At 74.5% G+C, this 17,035-nt stretch carries 15 protein-coding genes; 11 read left to right on the top strand and 4 right to left on the bottom strand.

Going from position 1 to position 17,035, the window contains the following annotated elements; translation table 11 throughout:
* Window positions 1-151: 151 nt before the first annotated feature.
* Window positions 152-1,270 carry an NAD(P)-dependent alcohol dehydrogenase gene (locus ACW14Y_RS06130; RefSeq protein ID WP_456986140.1) on the bottom strand — a complete coding sequence of 373 codons (1,119 nt, stop codon included), beginning with the start codon at window positions 1,268-1,270 and terminating at the stop codon, window positions 152-154.
* Window positions 1,271-1,397: 127 nt separating this feature from the next.
* On the opposite strand from ACW14Y_RS06130, the gene ACW14Y_RS06125 reads away from it, so the two are divergent.
* Both ACW14Y_RS06125 and ACW14Y_RS06120 read left to right on the top strand, forming a co-directional pair.
* Window positions 1,398-2,387, top strand: coding sequence for a helix-turn-helix domain-containing protein (locus tag ACW14Y_RS06125; protein WP_456986139.1), 990 nt, complete (start codon window positions 1,398-1,400; stop codon window positions 2,385-2,387).
* A 210-nt stretch (window positions 2,388-2,597) separates the two neighbouring features.
* Complete coding sequence (locus ACW14Y_RS06120) at window positions 2,598-3,890, top strand: globin domain-containing protein (RefSeq protein ID WP_456986138.1); 1,293 nt, start codon at window positions 2,598-2,600, stop codon at window positions 3,888-3,890.
* Window positions 3,891-3,950: 60 nt separating this feature from the next.
* Here ACW14Y_RS06120 and ACW14Y_RS06115 read toward each other — a convergent pair whose 3' ends face one another.
* Window positions 3,951-5,384, bottom strand: coding sequence for a selenium-binding protein SBP56-related protein (locus ACW14Y_RS06115; protein WP_327072595.1), 1,434 nt, complete (start codon window positions 5,382-5,384; stop codon window positions 3,951-3,953).
* A gap of 253 nt (window positions 5,385-5,637) precedes the next feature.
* Entirely contained in the window at window positions 5,638-6,597 is a 960-nt protein-coding gene (locus tag ACW14Y_RS06110) for an alpha/beta hydrolase (RefSeq protein ID WP_456986137.1), read from the bottom strand.
* Window positions 6,598-6,745: 148 nt separating this feature from the next.
* Between ACW14Y_RS06110 and ACW14Y_RS06105 the strand changes: the two genes are divergently transcribed.
* The 6 genes from ACW14Y_RS06105 (at window position 6,746) to ACW14Y_RS06080 (ending at window position 11,738) form a co-directional block, all read left to right on the top strand.
* A complete protein-coding gene (locus ACW14Y_RS06105) occupies window positions 6,746-7,645 on the top strand; it encodes a spermidine synthase (RefSeq protein WP_380302670.1) in 900 nt (299 codons plus the stop codon).
* Between the two features lie 119 nt (window positions 7,646-7,764).
* Window positions 7,765-8,592, top strand: a complete 828-nt coding sequence (locus tag ACW14Y_RS06100; protein ID WP_456986136.1) for a class I SAM-dependent methyltransferase — start codon at window positions 7,765-7,767, stop codon at window positions 8,590-8,592.
* 375 nt (window positions 8,593-8,967) lie between these two features.
* A complete protein-coding gene (locus tag ACW14Y_RS06095; protein ID WP_380302668.1) occupies window positions 8,968-9,642 on the top strand; it encodes a DedA family protein in 675 nt (224 codons plus the stop codon).
* A 168-nt stretch (window positions 9,643-9,810) separates the two neighbouring features.
* On the top strand, window positions 9,811-10,710 hold the full coding sequence (locus ACW14Y_RS06090) for a Gfo/Idh/MocA family protein (RefSeq protein ID WP_456986135.1): 900 nt from the start codon (window positions 9,811-9,813) through the stop codon (window positions 10,708-10,710).
* 181 nt (window positions 10,711-10,891) lie between these two features.
* Window positions 10,892-11,311 carry a helix-turn-helix transcriptional regulator gene (locus ACW14Y_RS06085; protein ID WP_456986134.1) on the top strand — a complete coding sequence of 140 codons (420 nt, stop codon included), beginning with the start codon at window positions 10,892-10,894 and terminating at the stop codon, window positions 11,309-11,311.
* A gap of 10 nt (window positions 11,312-11,321) precedes the next feature.
* Entirely contained in the window at window positions 11,322-11,738 is a 417-nt protein-coding gene (locus tag ACW14Y_RS06080) for a VOC family protein (protein WP_266276963.1), read from the top strand.
* Window positions 11,739-11,835: 97 nt separating this feature from the next.
* On the opposite strand, the gene ACW14Y_RS06075 is transcribed toward ACW14Y_RS06080, so the two are convergent.
* Window positions 11,836-12,933: a hypothetical protein gene (locus ACW14Y_RS06075; protein ID WP_380302620.1), complete on the bottom strand. Its 1,098-nt coding sequence runs from the start codon at window positions 12,931-12,933 to the stop codon at window positions 11,836-11,838.
* A 226-nt stretch (window positions 12,934-13,159) separates the two neighbouring features.
* Between ACW14Y_RS06075 and ACW14Y_RS06070 the strand changes: the two genes are divergently transcribed.
* From ACW14Y_RS06070 to ACW14Y_RS06060, 3 genes are all read left to right on the top strand, one after another.
* Window positions 13,160-14,248 (top strand): phosphotransferase family protein, encoded by a 1,089-nt coding sequence (locus tag ACW14Y_RS06070; RefSeq protein WP_456988073.1) that lies wholly within the window; start codon window positions 13,160-13,162, stop codon window positions 14,246-14,248.
* A 3-nt stretch (window positions 14,249-14,251) separates the two neighbouring features.
* Window positions 14,252-15,463 (top strand): acyl-CoA dehydrogenase family protein, encoded by a 1,212-nt coding sequence (locus ACW14Y_RS06065; RefSeq protein WP_456986133.1) that lies wholly within the window; start codon window positions 14,252-14,254, stop codon window positions 15,461-15,463.
* A 233-nt stretch (window positions 15,464-15,696) separates the two neighbouring features.
* A complete protein-coding gene (locus ACW14Y_RS06060; RefSeq protein WP_456986132.1) occupies window positions 15,697-17,010 on the top strand; it encodes an alpha/beta hydrolase family protein in 1,314 nt (437 codons plus the stop codon).
* The last annotated feature ends 25 nt before the right edge of the window (window positions 17,011-17,035 follow it).

The raw sequence follows: 17,035 nt of genomic DNA, 5'->3' as shown, positions 1-17,035 counted from the left end.
GTGACCGACGCCCGTCACGGCCGACAGGGCCGGCGCCCCGCCCCCGGCGAAGGGAGAGCGCCGGGGACGGGGCGTCGTTCGTTCCTGGTGACTGTCCGGGCGACGAGGGCAGCCCGGCAACCGGGGCGACCCCGCAACGGGACGGCAGGCGTCAGATCGTCGCCGTGTCGATCACGAAGCGGTAGTGCACGTCGCTCGCCACGACCCGCCGGTAGGCCTCGTTGATGCCCTCCGCCGGGATCAGCTCGATCTCCGCGCCGATCCCGTGCTCGGCGCAGAAGTCCAGCATCTCCTGGGTCTCCGCCAGACTGCCGATCATCGAGCCCGAGAGCGACCGCCGCCCTATGAGCAGCGAGTGCGCGCCCAGGCTGACCGGCTCGGCCGGCGCGCCCAGCTGGACCAGTGTGCCGTCGGTGCGCAGCAGTCCGAGGTAGGCGCTCAGGTCCAGGTCGGCCGAGACGGTGTTGAGGACGAGGTCGAACCGTCCGGCCAGCTCGGTGAACGTCGCCGGGTCCGAGGTGGCGCGGTAGTCGTGGGCGCCGAGCCGCAGCCCGTCCTCCCGCTTGCGCAGCGACTGGCTGAGCACGGTGACCTCCGCGCCCTTGGCCCGGGCGATCCGCACCCCCAGGTGGCCGAGCCCGCCGAGCCCGACCACGGCGACCTTCCGCCCCGGCCCGGCACCCCAGTGGCTGAGCGGCGAGTAGACCGTGATGCCCGCGCAGAGCAGCGGCGCGGCCACGTCCAGCGGCAGCTCGTCGGGGATGCGCAGGGCGTACCGCTCGTCCACCACCAGCTGTTTCGCGTACCCGCCGTAGGTCGGCGAGCCGTCCCGGCCGCGGCCGTTGTAGGTGAGGACGATGCCGCCCCCGCCCGTGCAGTACTGCTGGACCCCGGCGAGGCAGTTGTCGCACTCCCGGCAGGAGTCGACGAAGCAGCCGACGCCGACCCGGTCGCCGACCGACCGGAGGGAGACGGCGGAGCCGACCGCCGCGACCACCCCGGCGATCTCGTGGCCCGGGACCATCGGGAAGATGCCCGGCCCCCAGTCCTCGTCGACCTGGTGGATGTCCGAGTGGCAGATCCCGGCGTAGCGGACGTCGATCAGGATGTCGTGCGGGCCGAGCGCCCGGCGCGGCACGGTGGTGCGCTCCAGCGGGGCCTTCGGGGCCGGGGCGGCGTAGACCGCGATCCGGCCGGGCCGGTCGGGGGCGCCGGGGGTCTCGGCGTCGGCGGTGCGAGTGGTGTCCGCGGTGATCGTCGTGTTCGTCATGCCCCAAGACTCGGCGCGCCGTTCGGGGCGGGCCAGATCAGTGGTCGTCGTACGACCACCGGTCCTACCACTGGCAGTATCACCCACGGCGCCCGTCCGCCGGGGCGGCCGGGCCCATACTTCTGACATGGACCAGCGCACCGAGCTCAGCGAATTCCTGCGGTCCCGGCGGGCCCGACTGCGGCCGGCCGATGTCGGCCTGCCCGACTACGGCGGCCGCCGCCGCGTCCCGGGGCTGCGCCGCGAGGAGCTGGCCCAGCTGGCCGGGGTGAGCACGGCCTACTACGTGCGGCTGGAGCAGGGGAACGGCGAGAACGTCTCCACGGCCGTGCTGGAGGCGATCGCCCGCGCGCTGCGGCTCGAACCGGCCGAGCGCGAGCACCTGCTGCGGATCACCCGGCCGGTGCGCCGCCGCCCCGGCCGGGGGCGTCCGATGCGCACGCAGGAGGTCCGGCCCGAGCTGACGCAGCTGCTGGACGCGATGGACGGCGTCCCGGCCTACATCCTGGGGCGGCGGCTCGACGTGCTCGCCTGGAACCGCCTCGGCAACTCCGTGATCGGCGACGTCGCCGCGCTGCCGCCGGAGCGGCGCAACCTCGCCTGGCAGGTCTTCTTCGAGCCGGGGGCCCGGGAGCTCTACCTGGACTGGGAGGGCAAGGCGGCCGATCTGGTGGGAATGCTCCGGCTCGACGCGGGCCGGGACCCGGACGACCCCCGGCTGACCTCGCTGATCGGCGAACTCTCGGTCAAGAGCGAGGACTTCCGCAGGCTCTGGGCCGCGCACAACGTCCTGGACAAGGGGCACGGGGTCAAGGAGCTGCGCCATCCGGTGGTCGGCCGGCTGACGCTGCGCTACGAGACCTTCCGCCCGGCGGGCGACCCGGACCAGGTGCTGGTCGCGTACCACGCGGAGCCGGACTCGCCCTCGGCCGAGTCGCTGCGGCTGCTGGCGAGCTGGATCGCCACGGGGCCGTCCGGGGGTGTCGCGCTCCCGCGCCGCCCGGAGCAGGAGGCCGGGGCCGGGGCCGAGCCCGGATCCGGCGCGCGTTCCGGAACCGGCTCGGGTTCGGGCCCCGGTTCGGGTGCGGGTTCGGGAGCTTCGTCGACGGGCCGGTAGTCCTCTTCCCGGAGCCCGCGGCGGGCCGGTGGTCCCGTCCGGACCGGGACCACCGGCCCTGTCCCGACCCCGGGACGGGGCCGTTTACTGGTCTCGTACCGGGCCCGGGCCGCCCCCTGCCCGGAACCGGCCGTCGGCCCGCCGGAACGGTGAACAGCGCTGGTCCAGCAGGTGTCTGACGGATCGTCAGCCCTGGTTAGGCTGCCCGTCATGGACACCACCAGCACCACCGCCGAGTACGACCGGCTGATCGCGCGACACCATGCCATGCGGCTGCGCCGACAGATCCTCGCCCCGGCGCCGTCCTTCCCCGCCGGTCCGTCCGCGCCGCCCGGCCCGTCCGCGTCCCCCGACGGTGCCGACAGCGCCGGCGACTACGACGGCTACGACGGGGCGGCCGACCAGCGGCTGATCCTCCGCGACCTGGCCCTGGTCACCCCGTTCGACGAGCTCATCGACCACCTCTACGCCTGCATGTTCCGCCGCCGCCCGTTCCTGCGCGCGCTGTTCCCGGAGTCCATGGAGTTCCAGCAGGCCCACCTGGAGCGGATGTTCGAGTATCTGGTCGAGCGGCTGGACCGGCCGGCCGAACTCGCCGACACCCTCACCCGGCTCGGCCGCGACCACCGGAAACTCGGCGTCCGGCCGGTCCACTACGAGGCCTTCGAGGAGGCGCTCCGCGAGGCGATCCGGTTCCGGGCGGGCTCCCGGTGGCACGCCGGGCTGGAAGCGGCCTGGGTGCGGATGCTGCGCTTCGCCGTCCGCTCGATGGTGGCGGGCGCCGAGGCGGCGCTCACCGAACCCCCGTACTGGCACGCCACGGTGGTCGGCCACGAACGCCGCCGCCACGACCTCGCCGTGCTCCGGGTGCGCACCGGCGAGCCCTACCCGTACCGGGCCGGACAGTACGGGACGGTCGAGCACCCGGCGCTGCCGCACACCTGGCGGCAGTACTCGATGGGCTGCGCGCCGCGGGCCGACAACGAGTTGGAGTTCCACGTCCGCCGCACCGGGCCGGGCGGGGTGAGCGCGGCCCTGGTCGGGAGCACCGCCGTCGGCGACCGCCTGCGGCTGGGGCCGCCGCGCGGCACGCTGATGCCGGAGGACGACACCAGGGACCTCCTGCTGGTGGCGGGCGGCACCGGACTCGCCCCGATGAAGGCGATCGTGGAGCGGCTGGTGGAGCACCGCCCGCGCGGACAGCGGGTCCACCTCTTCGTCGGCGCGCGGAACCGGGGCGAGCTCTACGACTGGCCGGCGCTGGCCGAACTCGGCCACCGCAAGCCGTGGTTGGAGCTCGTCCCGGTCACCGAGGACGGTGGGACCCCGATCGCCCCCGGCGGGCGGCTGGCCGAGGCGGTCGGCCGGGCCGCCGACTGGTCCGAGCACCGGGCCTGTGTCAGCGGACCGGCGGGCCTGGTCGACGAGGTGCGCACCCGCCTGGCGGCCGCCGGGCTGCCCGCCGCCCGGATCCACCACGACCCGGTGCTCGGCCGGTTCTGAGCGTCCGAGAACGGACTGCCCGGCCGCCGTCGTCGCCCGGCCGCCGCTAACGGGCCGCCGCTACCGGTAGCAGTACGAGTCCGAGGAGGCGTCCCCGCCCGCCAGGTGCGTCTGGTGCACCCGCAGCCCCCGGAACTCCGCGCCGTGCGGGAAGAACCGGTGGTCCACCGTCATCCCGCCCGTCTCCGGGTCGGCGTCCAGCTTGACGATCCACGGCTCGATGCCGTCGGGGTAGAACTGGTCGTCCCACGCGCCGTAGAGCGAGTTGGTGAGGTAGACCCGCCGCCCGTCCCGGCTGAGCTCGACCATCTGCGGCGCGCCGCTCAGCGGGCGGCCCGGCTCGGCCGGGTGCGGGGTCCTGGCCGTCACCCCGCCGAGCCGCACCGAGGCGGTGAGCACCGGGTGGAACGGGTCCGACACGTCGTACTGGAGCAGCTCCCCGGTGCCCCAGGCCGACACGTACAGCCAGCGGTCGTCCACCGACAGGTTGATGTCGGTCACCAGTGGCGGCACGGCGCCGAAGGGCTGGAGCACCGGCGGCAGGTCCTCGGCCTTCGCCGGTTCGGCGGGTATCTCGATCACCTTGCGCGCGGTGAACGCCTCGCCCTGCCGGTACCAGAGCCAGACCGAGGCCGAGAGGTCCTCCACGTTGGTGACCACCCCGGCGAAGCCCCATTCGGCCTCCGGGTCGTGGGCCGGGCGCAGCTCCAGCACCATCTGGTACTGGTCGCCGAGGTCGATCCGCTGCAGGTGCCGGCCGGTGTCCAACTCCCAGAAGTGCAGCGCGTGCCCGTACTTGCGGCCGAGCAGCAGCTCCGGCACCACGCCGTCCTCGACCATCCACGGGGTGCCCCATTCGCTGGTGACGCCCACGTTGCTGCCCAGGTGCCACCACACGTCGTAGGAGAAGTTCTGCGAGCCGCGCTCCGTCTCCCAGGGGCGCAGCACGTCGAAGGTGGTGTGGTCGAGCAGGGCGACCCCGCCGGGCCCGTCGCCGCCCGAGGCCGCGCCGAGGCAGGACAGGAAGACGCCGTCCGGCCCGCAGTGCAGGGTGTGGGGCCGCGAGTACCCGGCTCTGGCGGCCAGTTCCTCCGCCGCGACCGTCTTCACCAGTCTCGGCCGGACCGGGTCCGGCCGGGTGTCCAGCACGTGCAGCCGGGACGACCGCAGCCCCGGCAGCAGCAGGTAGCGCCGCTCCGGGTTGTCGTGGCAGGCGTGCGCGAGGGCGCTGGAGCAGGCGTTCCAGCCGAAGTGGTGCAGTTCGTCGCCCACGTCGGGCATGTCGGTGAAGTTGAGCACGCGCCCGTAGCTCGGCGACGCCGGGTCGGTGTCGACGGTGATCAGCGCGTCCGGACGCTGCGCCGACCGGTCGAACCCGGCGACGTAGGCGAGCTTCTCGGGGGGAGCGGCGATCGCCTCGGTGGGCGTGCGGTACAGGGAGGGATCGCTGTGTCCGGACGGGCGGTCTTCCTGCGGGCCGTGTTCATGCGGCATGCTGGCTCCTCAACTCGCCTGTTAGGCAAGGTAAGTGACAATGGCCCGGGTAGCCTCGCACGGACTCGCGGGCGCACAGCAGGCGCACGGGGAGCGAGCGGGGGGCCGGAGGCGGCGCGCCCCCGACCCCCCGAACGGACCTTCGATCCGGTCCGAACGAATCTTCGACCCGGTGCACCGCGCCAGCACCGTGCCAGCACCGCGTCAGCACCGCGAAGTGCAGCGCGTCAGTGCACCGCGACGGTGTGCCGCGTCAGTGCACCGCCAGCGGGAAGTACGCGCCCAGCCAGCGGTCGAGCTCGCCGAACACCTGGGTGCGGGCGGTCTCGCCGGACAGCACCAGGTCGTGCATCCCGCCCTTGATCCGGACGATCGTCACATGGCGGCCCAGGTGCGGCCCGGCGGCCGCGATGTCGTCGGCGCGCAGGACGGCGTCCGCGTGGTGCAGCGCGGCGTGCCAGCGGGTGGTGGCGATCGAGGCGGTGGAGGCCATCAGCAGCACCGGCACGTCGATGCCGAGCCCGCGCCGCACCTCGCGGTGGCCGCGCTGGATCGCGGCCAGCCAGCCGGCGAACAGCGGCACGCCCTCGGCCGGCTTGAGCTTCAGGTCGAAGTCCCACTCGCCGCGGAAGTCCCGGTGCAGGCTGTGCACGTAGTGCGGGTTGAGCGCGGACGGCAGGACCCGGGTGGGCGCGATCCGGGCGATCGCCTCCAGGGCCGGGGCGCCGAGGGTGCGTACGGCGGGGGAGGCCGGCATGGTCAGGAACGGGCTGTTGAGGAACAGCCCGTCGACCAGGCCGCGCCCGGCCCGGCGGCCCGCCCACAGCGCGGCGATCAGCCCGCCGGTGGAGTGCCCGTTGACCAGCAGCCGGCGGTGGCCGTCCTGCTCGCGGATGATCCGCACCGCCTCGTCCAGCTCCTCGTCGTAGGCGACGAGGTCGCGGACGAAGTTCGGCGAGTGGTGCGCGCGCAGCGAGCGGCCGTACTTGCGCAGGTCGATCGCGTAGAAGGAGAAGCCGGCGGCCACGTAGTGGTCGGCGAGGTGGGTCTGGAACCAGTAGTCGTTGTAACCGTGGATGTAGAGGACGGCCCGGTCCGAACCGGGAACCAGCCGACGGACCAGGGTCGCCGTGACCTCGCCCTCCTCGTCCGGACGCAGCGGCAGCTCGGCCGCCTCGTAGGGGGCACCCAGGATGTCTTCGCGGAACTCCATGGCCACTCGCACCCAATCTCTGGTCGGACTCCGGTCGGAATCGCGGGACGCCGGGACCTCGGCGCCCGGACCCCCTGACGATACCGGCCGGTAGCCTCGGGCGTGACGGCGACTCGGGCCCGCCGCCTATGCTGCGGACATGCCCGAGATGCCCGACCCGACCGCCCCGACGTCCCAGGATTCCCCGGTCGACGAACGACTGCCCGTGCTGCGCGGGACCGACCTCGGGCGGGCGAAGCTGCTCCCCGACGTCGACCACGACGGCGGCTGGCTGCTGACCCTGGACGACACCCCGCAGTCCTACGTCGACCTCGGCGACCCGACCCACCTGGAGTTCGAGTACACCCGTCGCCTCGGCCACCTCGTCGACGCGCTCGACGGGCCCGAGGGCGGAGCGGTCGACGCCCTCCACCTCGGCGGCGGCGCCCTGACCCTGCCCCGCTACCTCGCCGCCACCCGCCCCGGCTCGCGCCAGCGCGTGGTCGAGGTGGACGGCCCGCTGCTCGACCTCGTCGAACAGCACCTCCCCTGGCAGGGGCCCGGCGTCGACATCACCGCCGAGGTCGGCGACGCCCGCGAGGCCCTCGCCGCCCTGGCCCGGACCGCGCCCGGCAGCCTGGACCTCGTCGTCGCGGACGTCTTCCACGGCTCGCGCACCCCCCGCCACCTCACTTCGGTGGAGTTCCTGCGCCTGGCCGCCGCCGTGCTGCGCCCCGGCGGCCTCTACGCGGCCAACCTCGCCGACGGCGCCCCGCTCGCCTTCGCCCGTGCCCAGACGGCGACGCTGCGCGCGGTCTTCCCGCAGACCTGTCTGATCGCCGAACCGCCCGTGCTGCGCGGACGCCGGTACGGCAACATCCTGCTGGTCGGCTCCGCCGGACCGCTGCCGGTCGCGGACCTCGTCCGACGGCTGGCCGGGGACATCTTCCCGGCCCGGCTGACCGACGGCCCGGACCTCGCGGCCTTCGCCGGCCGCACGGCCCCGGTCACCGACGCCACCGCCACCGACTCCCCGCCCCCGCCGGACGGCGCGTTCAGCGTCGGCTGACCGGCGCGCGGGAGCGGGGCCCGGCGCGCCGGGCCGCCGCACCCCGGGTTCACGCCCCCGGCGGTGTCAGAATCGGCGGGTCGCAGGGCACACCCACCACCCGAGGGAACGAGCGAGAGATGAGCGGCGCGGAGCGTCCGGAACTGACGGCGGTGCCCGAGACGGCACTGTGGACCCTCTGGCAGCGGGCCGTCGAGGCCCGCCGGCCGGACGCGCTGCTGCACGACCCCAAGGCCGTCGAACTCGTCGACCGGATCGACTTCCCGTTCGCGGAACGCTTCGGCACCAGCGGCTTGCAGTCCCGCCTCCAGGCGCTGCGGGTGGGCTGCTTCGACCGCGAGGTGGCGGACTTCCTGGCCCGCGAGCCGCGCGGCACGGTCGTCTGCCTGGGCGAGGGCCTGGAGACCCAGTACTGGCGGGTCGACAACGGCCGGGCGCAGTGGCTCTCGGTCGACCTCCCGGAGGCGGTGGAGCTGCGCGAACGCCTCCTGCCGCCCGGCCCGCGACAGCGCTGCCTGGCCGCCGACGCCACCGACCTCGGCTGGGCCGAGGCGGTGGAGCGCGACCGCGCCGTCCTGATCACCGCCCAGGGCCTGCTGATGTACCTCTCCCCGCCCGACGTCCGCGACCTCGTCGCCGCCTGCGCCGAGCGCTTCCCCGGCGGCTCGTTGGTGCTCGACGCCGTCCCGCGCTGGTTCGCCCGCCTCACCCGGTCGGGCAGGATGCGCACCCCCGGTTACCAGGCACCCCCGATGCCCTGGGCGATGGACGCCCGCGAACGCGACAAGCTGCGCACCGCGAGCCCGCGGATCACCGCCGTCCGCGACGTCCGCCCCACCGCCGACCGCGGCCCCCTGGCCGCCCTGCTGCCCCTGACCCTCACCGCCCCGGTCCTCTCCGGCCACCGCCCCACGGTCACCGTCCTGGACTTCGCCGCCCGGACCTGACCGGCCCGGGCCGCCGGGACCTGACCGGCCCGGGTCGCCGGGAACTGCCGCGATCGGCGAGCGCGTCACGCGTGGTCGGAGCGTCGCCCGTCCTCGTGGCTGCCGGCCGCTCCGGCGCGCGCCCCCGCGCGCCCCGACGGAGACCGGGTCCCGCGGACGGCCCGGGGCGTGGAACCGCCGGGCCGTCCCGCACGTCGTACGCAGGGGTGATCGGCCGAGGGGACGGGCCGCCCGGCACGTTAGGCTGCCCTCTCGGGGAGCGGCCTGGTGCCGCCATTCGGACGACTGTCGAGACCGGCGCGAGCCTCGGGGACCTGAACGGGACCCGGGCGGGCCTGCCGCGGGTCTCGTCCTGCCACGGAGGTACTGGCCTTGCTGCACATCGACGCCTGGATCGAAGGCGTACCACCGGGCGCGGTGTACGCCCTCGTTGCGCTGATCATCGGACTGGAGTCGCTGGGCATCCCGCTCCCCGGGGAGATCGCCCTGGTCTCCGCCTCCCTGCTGGCCTCGCGCGGCGTGGTCAGCCCGGTCTGGGTGGCGGTCTGCGCGATCGCCGGCGCGATCATCGGCGACTCGATCGGCTACTCGATCGGCCGCAAGGGCGGCAAGCCGCTGTTCGAGAAGCTCGGCCGAAAGTTCCCCAAGCACTTCGGCCCCGCCCACCTGGCCAGCGCCGAGCGCTCCTTCCAGAAGTGGGGCATGTGGGCGGTCTTCTTCGGCCGCTTCATCGCCCTGCTGCGCATCTTCGCCGGCCCGCTGGCGGGCGCCCTGAAGATGCCCTACTGGAAGTTCCTGATCGCCAACGTCCTCGGCGGCGTGGTCTGGGCCGGTGGCACGACGTGGCTGGTCTACCAGGTCGGCAAGGTCGCCGAGCAGTGGCTGTCGAAGTTCTCCTGGATCGGCCTGCTGCTCGCCGTCGCCATCGGCGCGTTCTCGGCCTGGTTCATGAAGCGCCGCGCCGCGAAGGCCGCGCACGCCCTGGAGGCCGAGGACGCGGCCAAGGCCGCGGACCCGGCCCCGCCCGTCGCCGCGCCCGCCGCCGACTGACGGCCCCGGGACCGCCCGGAACCGACCCGCGCGAGCCGCTGCCCGGAGCACCCGCTCCGGGCAGCGGTGTCCGCGGCGGCACCGGTGGCACCGGACCGCACGACCGCAGGACTGCCTCACGGCACGACCGACACCCGAACAGCAGGCGAAGAGAGAAGTAGGAGCACCATGCGGATCGGACTCCTGGGCACCGGCACCTGGGCGGAGCGGGTGCACGCGCCCGTCCTCGCGGAGCACCCCGGCGTCGAGTTCGCGGGCGTCTGGGGCCGTCGCCCCGAGGCGGCCGCCGCGCTCGGCGAGAAGTACGGCGTCCCCGGCCACGGCGACCTCGACCGGCTGCTCGCCGAGGTCGACGCCGTCTCGATCGCCCTGCCGCCGACCGTGCAGGCGGACCTCGCGGTGCGCGCCGCCGAGGCCGGCTGCCACCTGCTGCTGGACAAGCCCGTCGCGTTCACCGTCCCCGACGCCCGCCGGGTGGTCGAGGCGGCGGAGGCGCACCGGGTGGCCTCCGTGGTGTTCTTCACCGTCCGCTTCGGCGGCGAGCAGCTGCCGTGGATCGAGGAGCAGGCCGCCGTCGGCGGCTGGTTCACCGGCCGCTCGGACTGGCTCGGCTCCGTCTTCGCCCCCGGCTCCACCAGCCCGTACGCGGACTCGCAGTGGCGCAAGGACAAGGGCGCGCTGTGGGACGTCGGCCCGCACGCGCTCTCCGTGCTGCTGCCCGTGCTCGGCGACGCGACCGCCGTCACCGCGGTGCCCGGCCCGCTGGACACCGTGCACCTGGTGCTGCGCCACGTCGGCGGCGCCTCCAGCACCCTCGCGCTGAGCCTGACCGCGCCGGTCGCCGGCGGCGGCACCGGGATGGAGCTGCGCGGCGAGTCCGGCACCGTCCGGCTCCCGGAGCGCGGGGAGGGTCCGCACGCGGCGTTCCACCGCGCCCTGGACGCCCTGGCGACCGCCGCCCGCACCGGCGAGGAGCACCCCTGTTCGGCCGCGTTCGGCCTGCGCACCGTGGAGATCCTCGCCGCCGCGGAGCGTTCGCTCGCGGCGGGCACCACCGTCGAGATCTGAGCCGGGGGCCGAGGCGCCGACGGCGCCTCGGCCGCTCAGCCGCCCAGCAGCAGGTCCGCGAACGCGCGCACCCGCTCCGCCGGGATGCCCTCGCGCTGCTCCACCGCCGGCGGGTGGTCCGTCGCAGAGCATAAACGACCAGGTCGGGGCGGTTGTCGCTGCCCTGTGCGAGGGTGGAGGGGTGATCCTGGAGGACCTCGTCCGGCTGCGCCGGGCCCGTGACGCGATGGACCGCGACTACGCGCTGCCGTTGGACGTGCCGGCGCTGGCGCGGGTGGCGCTGATGTCGCCGGGCCACTTCTCGCGCAGCTTCCGGGCCGCCTTCGGGGAGACGCCGTACAGCTACCTCATGACCCGGCGGATCGAGCGCGCCAAGGCGCTGCTGCGGCGCGGCGACCTCTCGGTGACGGAGGTGTGCTTCGCGGTGGGCTGCACCTCGCTGGGGTCGTTCAGTTCGCGTTTCACCGAATTGGTGGGGGAGAGCCCCAGCGCCTACCGGGCCCGGGGCCACGAGGACGGCGCCGCGATCCCGGCCTGCTACGCGAAGCTCTACACCAGACCGGTCAGGAACGGAGAAGCGCATCGTCCGCCCCACCCGTAGCGTGAGGCGCATGGACATCAAGCTTTCACAGTGCTTCATCGCCGTCGACGACCACGACAAGGCGCTCGCCTTCTACCGCGACGTCCTCGGCCTGGAGGTGCGCAACGACGTCGGGTTCGAGAACATGCGCTGGGTGACGGTCGGCGCGCCCTCGCAGCCCGACGTGGACATCGTGCTCGAACCGCCGCTGGCGGACCCGAACGCCTCGGCCGCCGACCGCCAGGCCATGGCGGAACTGCTGGCCAAGGGGCTGCTGCGGGCGGTCATCTTCGCCACCGAGGACTGCGACGCGGTCTTCGAGCGGATCCGCGCGGCGGGCGGCGAGGTGCTCCAGGAGCCGATCGACCAGCCGTACGGGGTGCGGGACTGCGCCTTCCGCGACCCGGCCGGCAACATGCTGCGGTTCACCCAGCGCAAGCCGAAGTAGGGCGCGCCTCCGGGCCCCCGCGCCTCCGGGCCCCCGAGCTTCCGGGCCCCTGCGCCTCCGCGTCCCCGTTCGGCCGTCCGGGCGGCTCGCGCGTGCGTCAGCCCGCGTGGCCGCCCGGCGGTCGTCGGTCGGCCGGTCGGGCCGGCGGGATGACCGGGGCCCGGAAGTCGCGCGGGCCGCTCCACAGCGCCGGGACGGCGTCGCTGCGGCGGGCCAGCTCGTAGGCCAGCGGCTCGTAGTTCACCCGCCACCCCTGGAAGTGCGGCCAGGCCTCGTGGGCGGGCCGTTCGTGCGGGAACCCGGCGGCGGCGATCAGGGCGACGGCCGCGTCGAACTCGGTGTAGCTGAGGCGGATCGGGGTGTCCGGGGCCGGGTCGGGGTCGAAGTCGACCCGCATCGAGCGCCCGATGTCGCGCAGCGCGGTGAACCCGGCCCGGAGCACCAGCCGGGCCTCCGGCGGGGCGGTGCGCGGGCAGATCGCCAGGTGGACGGCGGCGGCGTCCATGACGGCGATGAGTCCGACCACCCAGCTGCGGTTGGGCTGCGGGGAGCGGAAGGAGATCAGCACCGGGTAGTTGGAGTGGCTCTCGCCGAGGTCGGCGGCGAGGCGCTCCCAGTCCCGGTAGAGCTGGGGGAGGGCGGTCTCGGTGTCGACCAGGGACTGCCGGGCGAGCAGTTCCGGGCCCCAGGCGGGCTCGCCGGCCCGGGACTGGAGCAGGGTCACCTCCAGTTCGCGCCGGCCGTAGGCGGAGTAGAGGGTGGGCAGGTAGGCGATCTGCAGGGCGATCACCAGGGGGCCGCTGGCGGCGGCGACGAAGTCGATCACGGAGAGGTGGAGCCGGTCGCCGCTGGCGAAGCCGAGGGTGAAGAGGCTGGAGCCGGCCTCGCGGAAGGACACCGACCAGTCGAGTCCCGAGGTGCCGTGCAGTATCAGCGTGTAGGAGATCAGCATCCCGCCGAGCCAGACGGCGAGCATGCCGGTCAGCATCAGCGGGGCCAGCCAGGTCTGGGCCCGGTCCTGCGCGCGGTAGGTGCCGAACGGCGCGGCGGCGAGCCGCAGCACGGTGCGCAGGGCCCGCCAGAGCCCGTGCACCAGGGAGCTGTACAGGCCGCGCGGGACGACGAGCGTGCGCAGGATGCTGCCGATGGTGAGCAGCAGGAGCAGCGCGCCGACGACGGTGTGGATCAACCTCATGGCGCTCATTGTGACGTCCCGTCGGGATTGACACGGCACCGCCGTCGGCCCAATGCTGAGCAAGCGCTTAGTCAGGGCTTGGTCGGCGCTTGGCCGACGCTTGGTCAGTGCTTGGTCGTCGACGACGCGGTCGGCGGACGAAGGGAGAGTGCCCGTGCCGGAGAGCAAGTCGGACAGCACACCGGACAGCACACCGGAGAGCACGCCGGACAGTCGGTCGGACAGCATGCCGGAGCCCGGTTCGGGGCCCGGTTCGGAGCCCGGTTCGGAGCCTGGTTCGGAGCCCGGTTCGGAGCCCCCGCAGGGGCTGGACCTGGAGCGATTGCGCGCCCACCTGGAGCGCGCCCTGCCCGGGACGGTGGCCGGTCCGCTGCGGGCGCGGCTGATCGAGGGCGGCCGCTCCAACCTCAGCTACCGGCTCACCGACGGCGCCCACGACTGGGTGCTGCGCCGGCCGCCGCTCGGGCACGTGCTCGCCACCGCGCACGACATGGGCCGCGAGTACCGGGTGATGACGGCGCTGCGCGGCACCGGGGTGCCGGTGCCGGAGACGGTCCACCTGGATCCGGGCACCGAGGTGCTCGGCGCGCCCTGGTACCTGATGGCCTTCGTGCCCGGGGTCGTGCACCGGGACGCCGAGGTCTTCGGCGCGCTCGGCGAGGGCCGGGTGCGGGCGGTCGGCGAGGCCCTGGTGGACACCCTCGCGACCCTGCACCGGATCGACCCGGCGGCGGTCGGGCTCGCCGGGTTCGGCCGCCCCGAGGGCTATCTCGAACGCCAACTGCGGCGCTGGTCGACCCAGTTGGAGGCCTCCCGGAGCCGCGAGCTGCCCGGCGTCGACCGGCTGCACGAGCTGCTCACCGCTCGGCGGCCGGCCTCCCCGGCCCCGGCCCTGGTGCACGGGGACTACCGGCTCGACAACGTCCTGCTCCAGGAGCGCGACGGACGGGACGTCATCGGCGCCGTCCTGGACTGGGAGATGTCCACCCTCGGCGACCCGCTCACCGACGTCGGGCTGCTGGTGATGTACACCGAACTGGCCGGTGTCGGCGGCGGGCTCGTCCCGGCCGCCGCCACCGCGCCCGGCTTCCCTCGCAGCGCCGAACTGGTCGACCGCTACGCGCGGTCCACCGGACGGGACGCCGCCGAGCTGGACTGGTACGTGGCCTTCGCCGCCTACAAGCTCGCCGTCGTCGCCGAGGGCATCCACTACCGGTTCCGCCAGGGCCGCACCCTCGGCGCCGGTTTCGAACGGGCGGGCACGGCGGCGCCCGTCCTGATCGAGCACGGCCTCACCACGCTGAAGGGACACTGACCGATGGACTTCTCCTACGACCGCCGCACCCTCGAACTCCGCGAACGGCTGGAGGAGTTCATGGACCGGCACGTGTACCCGGCCGAACCGGTGCTGGCCGCCCAGCTCGCCGACCCGGCCCGGCCGCGCTGGGAGATCCCGCCGGTGGTCGCCGACCTGCGGGTGGAGGCGCGCAAGCAGGGCCTGTGGAACCTCTTCCTGCCCGGCGAGCACGGCGCCGGACTCACCAACCTCCAGTACGCGCCGCTCGCCGAGATCACCGGCCGCAGCCCGCACCTCGCCCCGCCCGCCCTCAACTGCGCCGCCCCCGACACCGGGAACATGGAGCTGCTGGCCGGGTTCGGCACCGCCGAGCAGCGCGAACGCTGGCTGGAACCGCTGCTGGACGCCCGGATCCGCTCCGCCTTCGCGATGACCGAACCCGAGGTCGCCTCCTCCGACGCCGCCAACATCGCCACCCGGATCGTGCGCGACGGCGACGAGTACGTGGTCGACGGCCGCAAGTGGTACATCAGCGGCGCGATGAACCCGGACTGCCACCTCCTGATCGTGATGGGCAAGACCGACCCCGCCGCCGAGCCGCACCGGCAGCAGAGCATGGTCCTGGTGCCGCGGGACGCCCCCGGCGTCACCGTGCGGCGGGGCATGACCGTCTTCGGCTACGACGACGCCGACCACGGCGGCCACGCCGAGATCGCCTTCGAGGGCGTCCGGGTCCCGGCCGGGAACCTGCTCGGCGAGGAGGGCGCCGGCTTCGCCATCGCCCAGGCCAGGCTCGGCCCCGGCCGGATCCACCACTGCATGCGCGCCATCGGCATCGCGGAGCGGGCGCTCGAACTGACCTGCCGCCGCGTCCTGGACCGCACCGCCTTCGGCGGACCGCTCGCCGACCAGGGCGTCGTCCAGGACTGGATCGCCGAATCCCGGGTCAGGATCGAGCAGTTGAGGCTGCTGGTACTCAAGACCGCCTGGCTGATGGACACCGTCGGCAACCGCGGCGCGCACACCGAGATCCAGGCCATCAAGATCGCCACGCCGCGTACCGTCGAATGGATCCTGGACAAGGCCGTGCAGGCCCACGGCGCGGCCGGCGTCAGTCAGGACACCCCGCTCGCCGCCCTCTGGGCCTTCAACCGGACGATCCGGATCGCCGACGGGCCGGACGAGGTGCACAAGCGCTCGCTCGCCCGGCGCGAGCTGCGCCGCCACCGCTGACGCCCCGCCGCTCCCCCTGACGCCCTGCCGCCACCGCCGATGCCCCGCCGCTACCGCTGACGCCCCGCCGTCGTCTCTCCGGTACGCCCGCCCGGGTCACGACCGGGTAGTACCCGGGTATGACCCGGCGGGTTGGCTCCGCGGTATGACGTCCACGCACCGTTCCGGACCGTACTGTCGCCGTACGGCCGGCCGACGGACGGTGGGCCGCACGTCACGGGGAGTTGGGGAGCATGCGCGAGCGGGTGCAGGGGCGGGCCGGTACGGTGCGTGGACGGGGTCTGCGGACGGGCGTCGCCGTCGCTCTGGCGGCCAGCGCGGTCCTGGGCGGCGTCGGGGCGGCCGCGGTCCCCGCCGAGGCCGCCCCGGCGGTCGCCGAACGTCTGGCCAGGGCCGGACTGCCGCAGCCCACCGGCCCGTACGCGATCGGCACCACCGCGCTGCGCCTGGTCGACCACGGCCGCGAGGACCCCTGGCAGCCGGGGCGGGACCGCGAGCTGATGATCAGCCTCTGGTACCCGGCCACCCGCCCCGTCCAGGCCGACGGCCGGGCCCGCTACATGGAGCCGCGCGCCGCCGGTCACTTCGGCGGCCCGGACGGCGCCGGCGTCTTCAACTACCGGACGGATCCGGGCCGCACCGACTGGTCCGGGGTCCGCACCCACGCCGGACAGGACGCCCCGGCGCTGCCCGCCGCCCGGCCGCGCCCGGTGGTGCTCTACTCGGCCGGACTCGGCGACCCCCGCACCTGGGGCACCGCGCTGGTCGAGGACCTCGTCTCGCGCGGCTACGTCGTGGTCACCGTCGACCACCCCTCCGACGCCTCCGAGGTGGCCTTCCCCGACGGCCGGCTGACCACCTCCGTCCTGCCCGCACTGGCCGGCCAACCCGGCCTGGACATCGGCGCGTTGCTCCGCAAGGTGATGGCGACCAGGGTCGCCGACACCCGCTTCGTGCTGGACGAGCTGGCCGCGCTGCGCACCGACCGCCGGCTGCCGCCCGCGCTGGCGGGATCGCTGGACCTCGACCGGATCGGCATGGTCGGCCACTCCGCCGGCGGCTTCACGGCCGCCCAGACCATGCACGACGATCCCCGGATCAAGGCGGGCGTCAACCTGGACGGCCAACTGCACTTCCCCGGTCCGGACGGCACCGGGGTGCACCTGAGCAGCGTCGCCGAGGACGGCCTGGACCGCCCGTTCCTGCTGATGGGCACCGAGAGCGAGGACTCCGGCGGCTACCCGGGCCAGCCCGGCTGGGCCGCGTTCTGGCAGCACACCCGGGGCTGGAAGGCCGACGTCACCCTGCTCGGCTCCCGGCACGGCTCCTACACCGACGCGCAGTCGCTGCTGCCGCAACTCGCCCGGCAGGGGGCCGTACCGGCGGACGCCGTCCGCGCGGACATCGGCGACGTCCGGCCGGAGCGGGCGGTGCTCGCCACCCGGGCCTATGTCGGCTCGTTCCTCGACCGCTGGCTGCGCGGCCACGACGACCGCCTGCTGGACGGGCCCTCGGCGCTTTTCCCGGAGATGCGGTTCGAGCGCTGACGCGGCGTCACATCCTGCTTGTGGT

It is taken from the genome of Kitasatospora sp. cg17-2 (assembly GCF_054031055.1).
Note: the sequence above shows the minus strand (reverse complement) of the source record. Positions and strands in the feature narration are given on the sequence as shown.

Excerpts from the sequence above, each read along its gene's own strand:
- ACW14Y_RS06130 (WP_456986140.1), bottom strand. The coding sequence starts at position 1,270 with ATGACGAACACGACGATCACCGCGGACACCACTCGCACCGCCGACGCC.
- ACW14Y_RS06125 (WP_456986139.1), top strand. The coding sequence starts at position 1,398 with ATGGACCAGCGCACCGAGCTCAGCGAATTCCTGCGGTCCCGGCGGGCC.
- ACW14Y_RS06120 (WP_456986138.1), top strand. The coding sequence starts at position 2,598 with ATGGACACCACCAGCACCACCGCCGAGTACGACCGGCTGATCGCGCGA.
- ACW14Y_RS06115 (WP_327072595.1), bottom strand. The coding sequence starts at position 5,384 with ATGCCGCATGAACACGGCCCGCAGGAAGACCGCCCGTCCGGACACAGC.
- ACW14Y_RS06110 (WP_456986137.1), bottom strand. The coding sequence starts at position 6,597 with ATGGAGTTCCGCGAAGACATCCTGGGTGCCCCCTACGAGGCGGCCGAG.
- ACW14Y_RS06105 (WP_380302670.1), top strand. The coding sequence starts at position 6,746 with ATGCCCGACCCGACCGCCCCGACGTCCCAGGATTCCCCGGTCGACGAA.
- ACW14Y_RS06100 (WP_456986136.1), top strand. The coding sequence starts at position 7,765 with ATGAGCGGCGCGGAGCGTCCGGAACTGACGGCGGTGCCCGAGACGGCA.
- ACW14Y_RS06090 (WP_456986135.1), top strand. The coding sequence starts at position 9,811 with ATGCGGATCGGACTCCTGGGCACCGGCACCTGGGCGGAGCGGGTGCAC.
- ACW14Y_RS06080 (WP_266276963.1), top strand. The coding sequence starts at position 11,322 with ATGGACATCAAGCTTTCACAGTGCTTCATCGCCGTCGACGACCACGAC.
- ACW14Y_RS06075 (WP_380302620.1), bottom strand. The coding sequence starts at position 12,933 with ATGAGGTTGATCCACACCGTCGTCGGCGCGCTGCTCCTGCTGCTCACC.
- ACW14Y_RS06070 (WP_456988073.1), top strand. The coding sequence starts at position 13,160 with ATGCCGGAGCCCGGTTCGGGGCCCGGTTCGGAGCCCGGTTCGGAGCCT.
- ACW14Y_RS06065 (WP_456986133.1), top strand. The coding sequence starts at position 14,252 with ATGGACTTCTCCTACGACCGCCGCACCCTCGAACTCCGCGAACGGCTG.
- ACW14Y_RS06060 (WP_456986132.1), top strand. The coding sequence starts at position 15,697 with ATGCGCGAGCGGGTGCAGGGGCGGGCCGGTACGGTGCGTGGACGGGGT.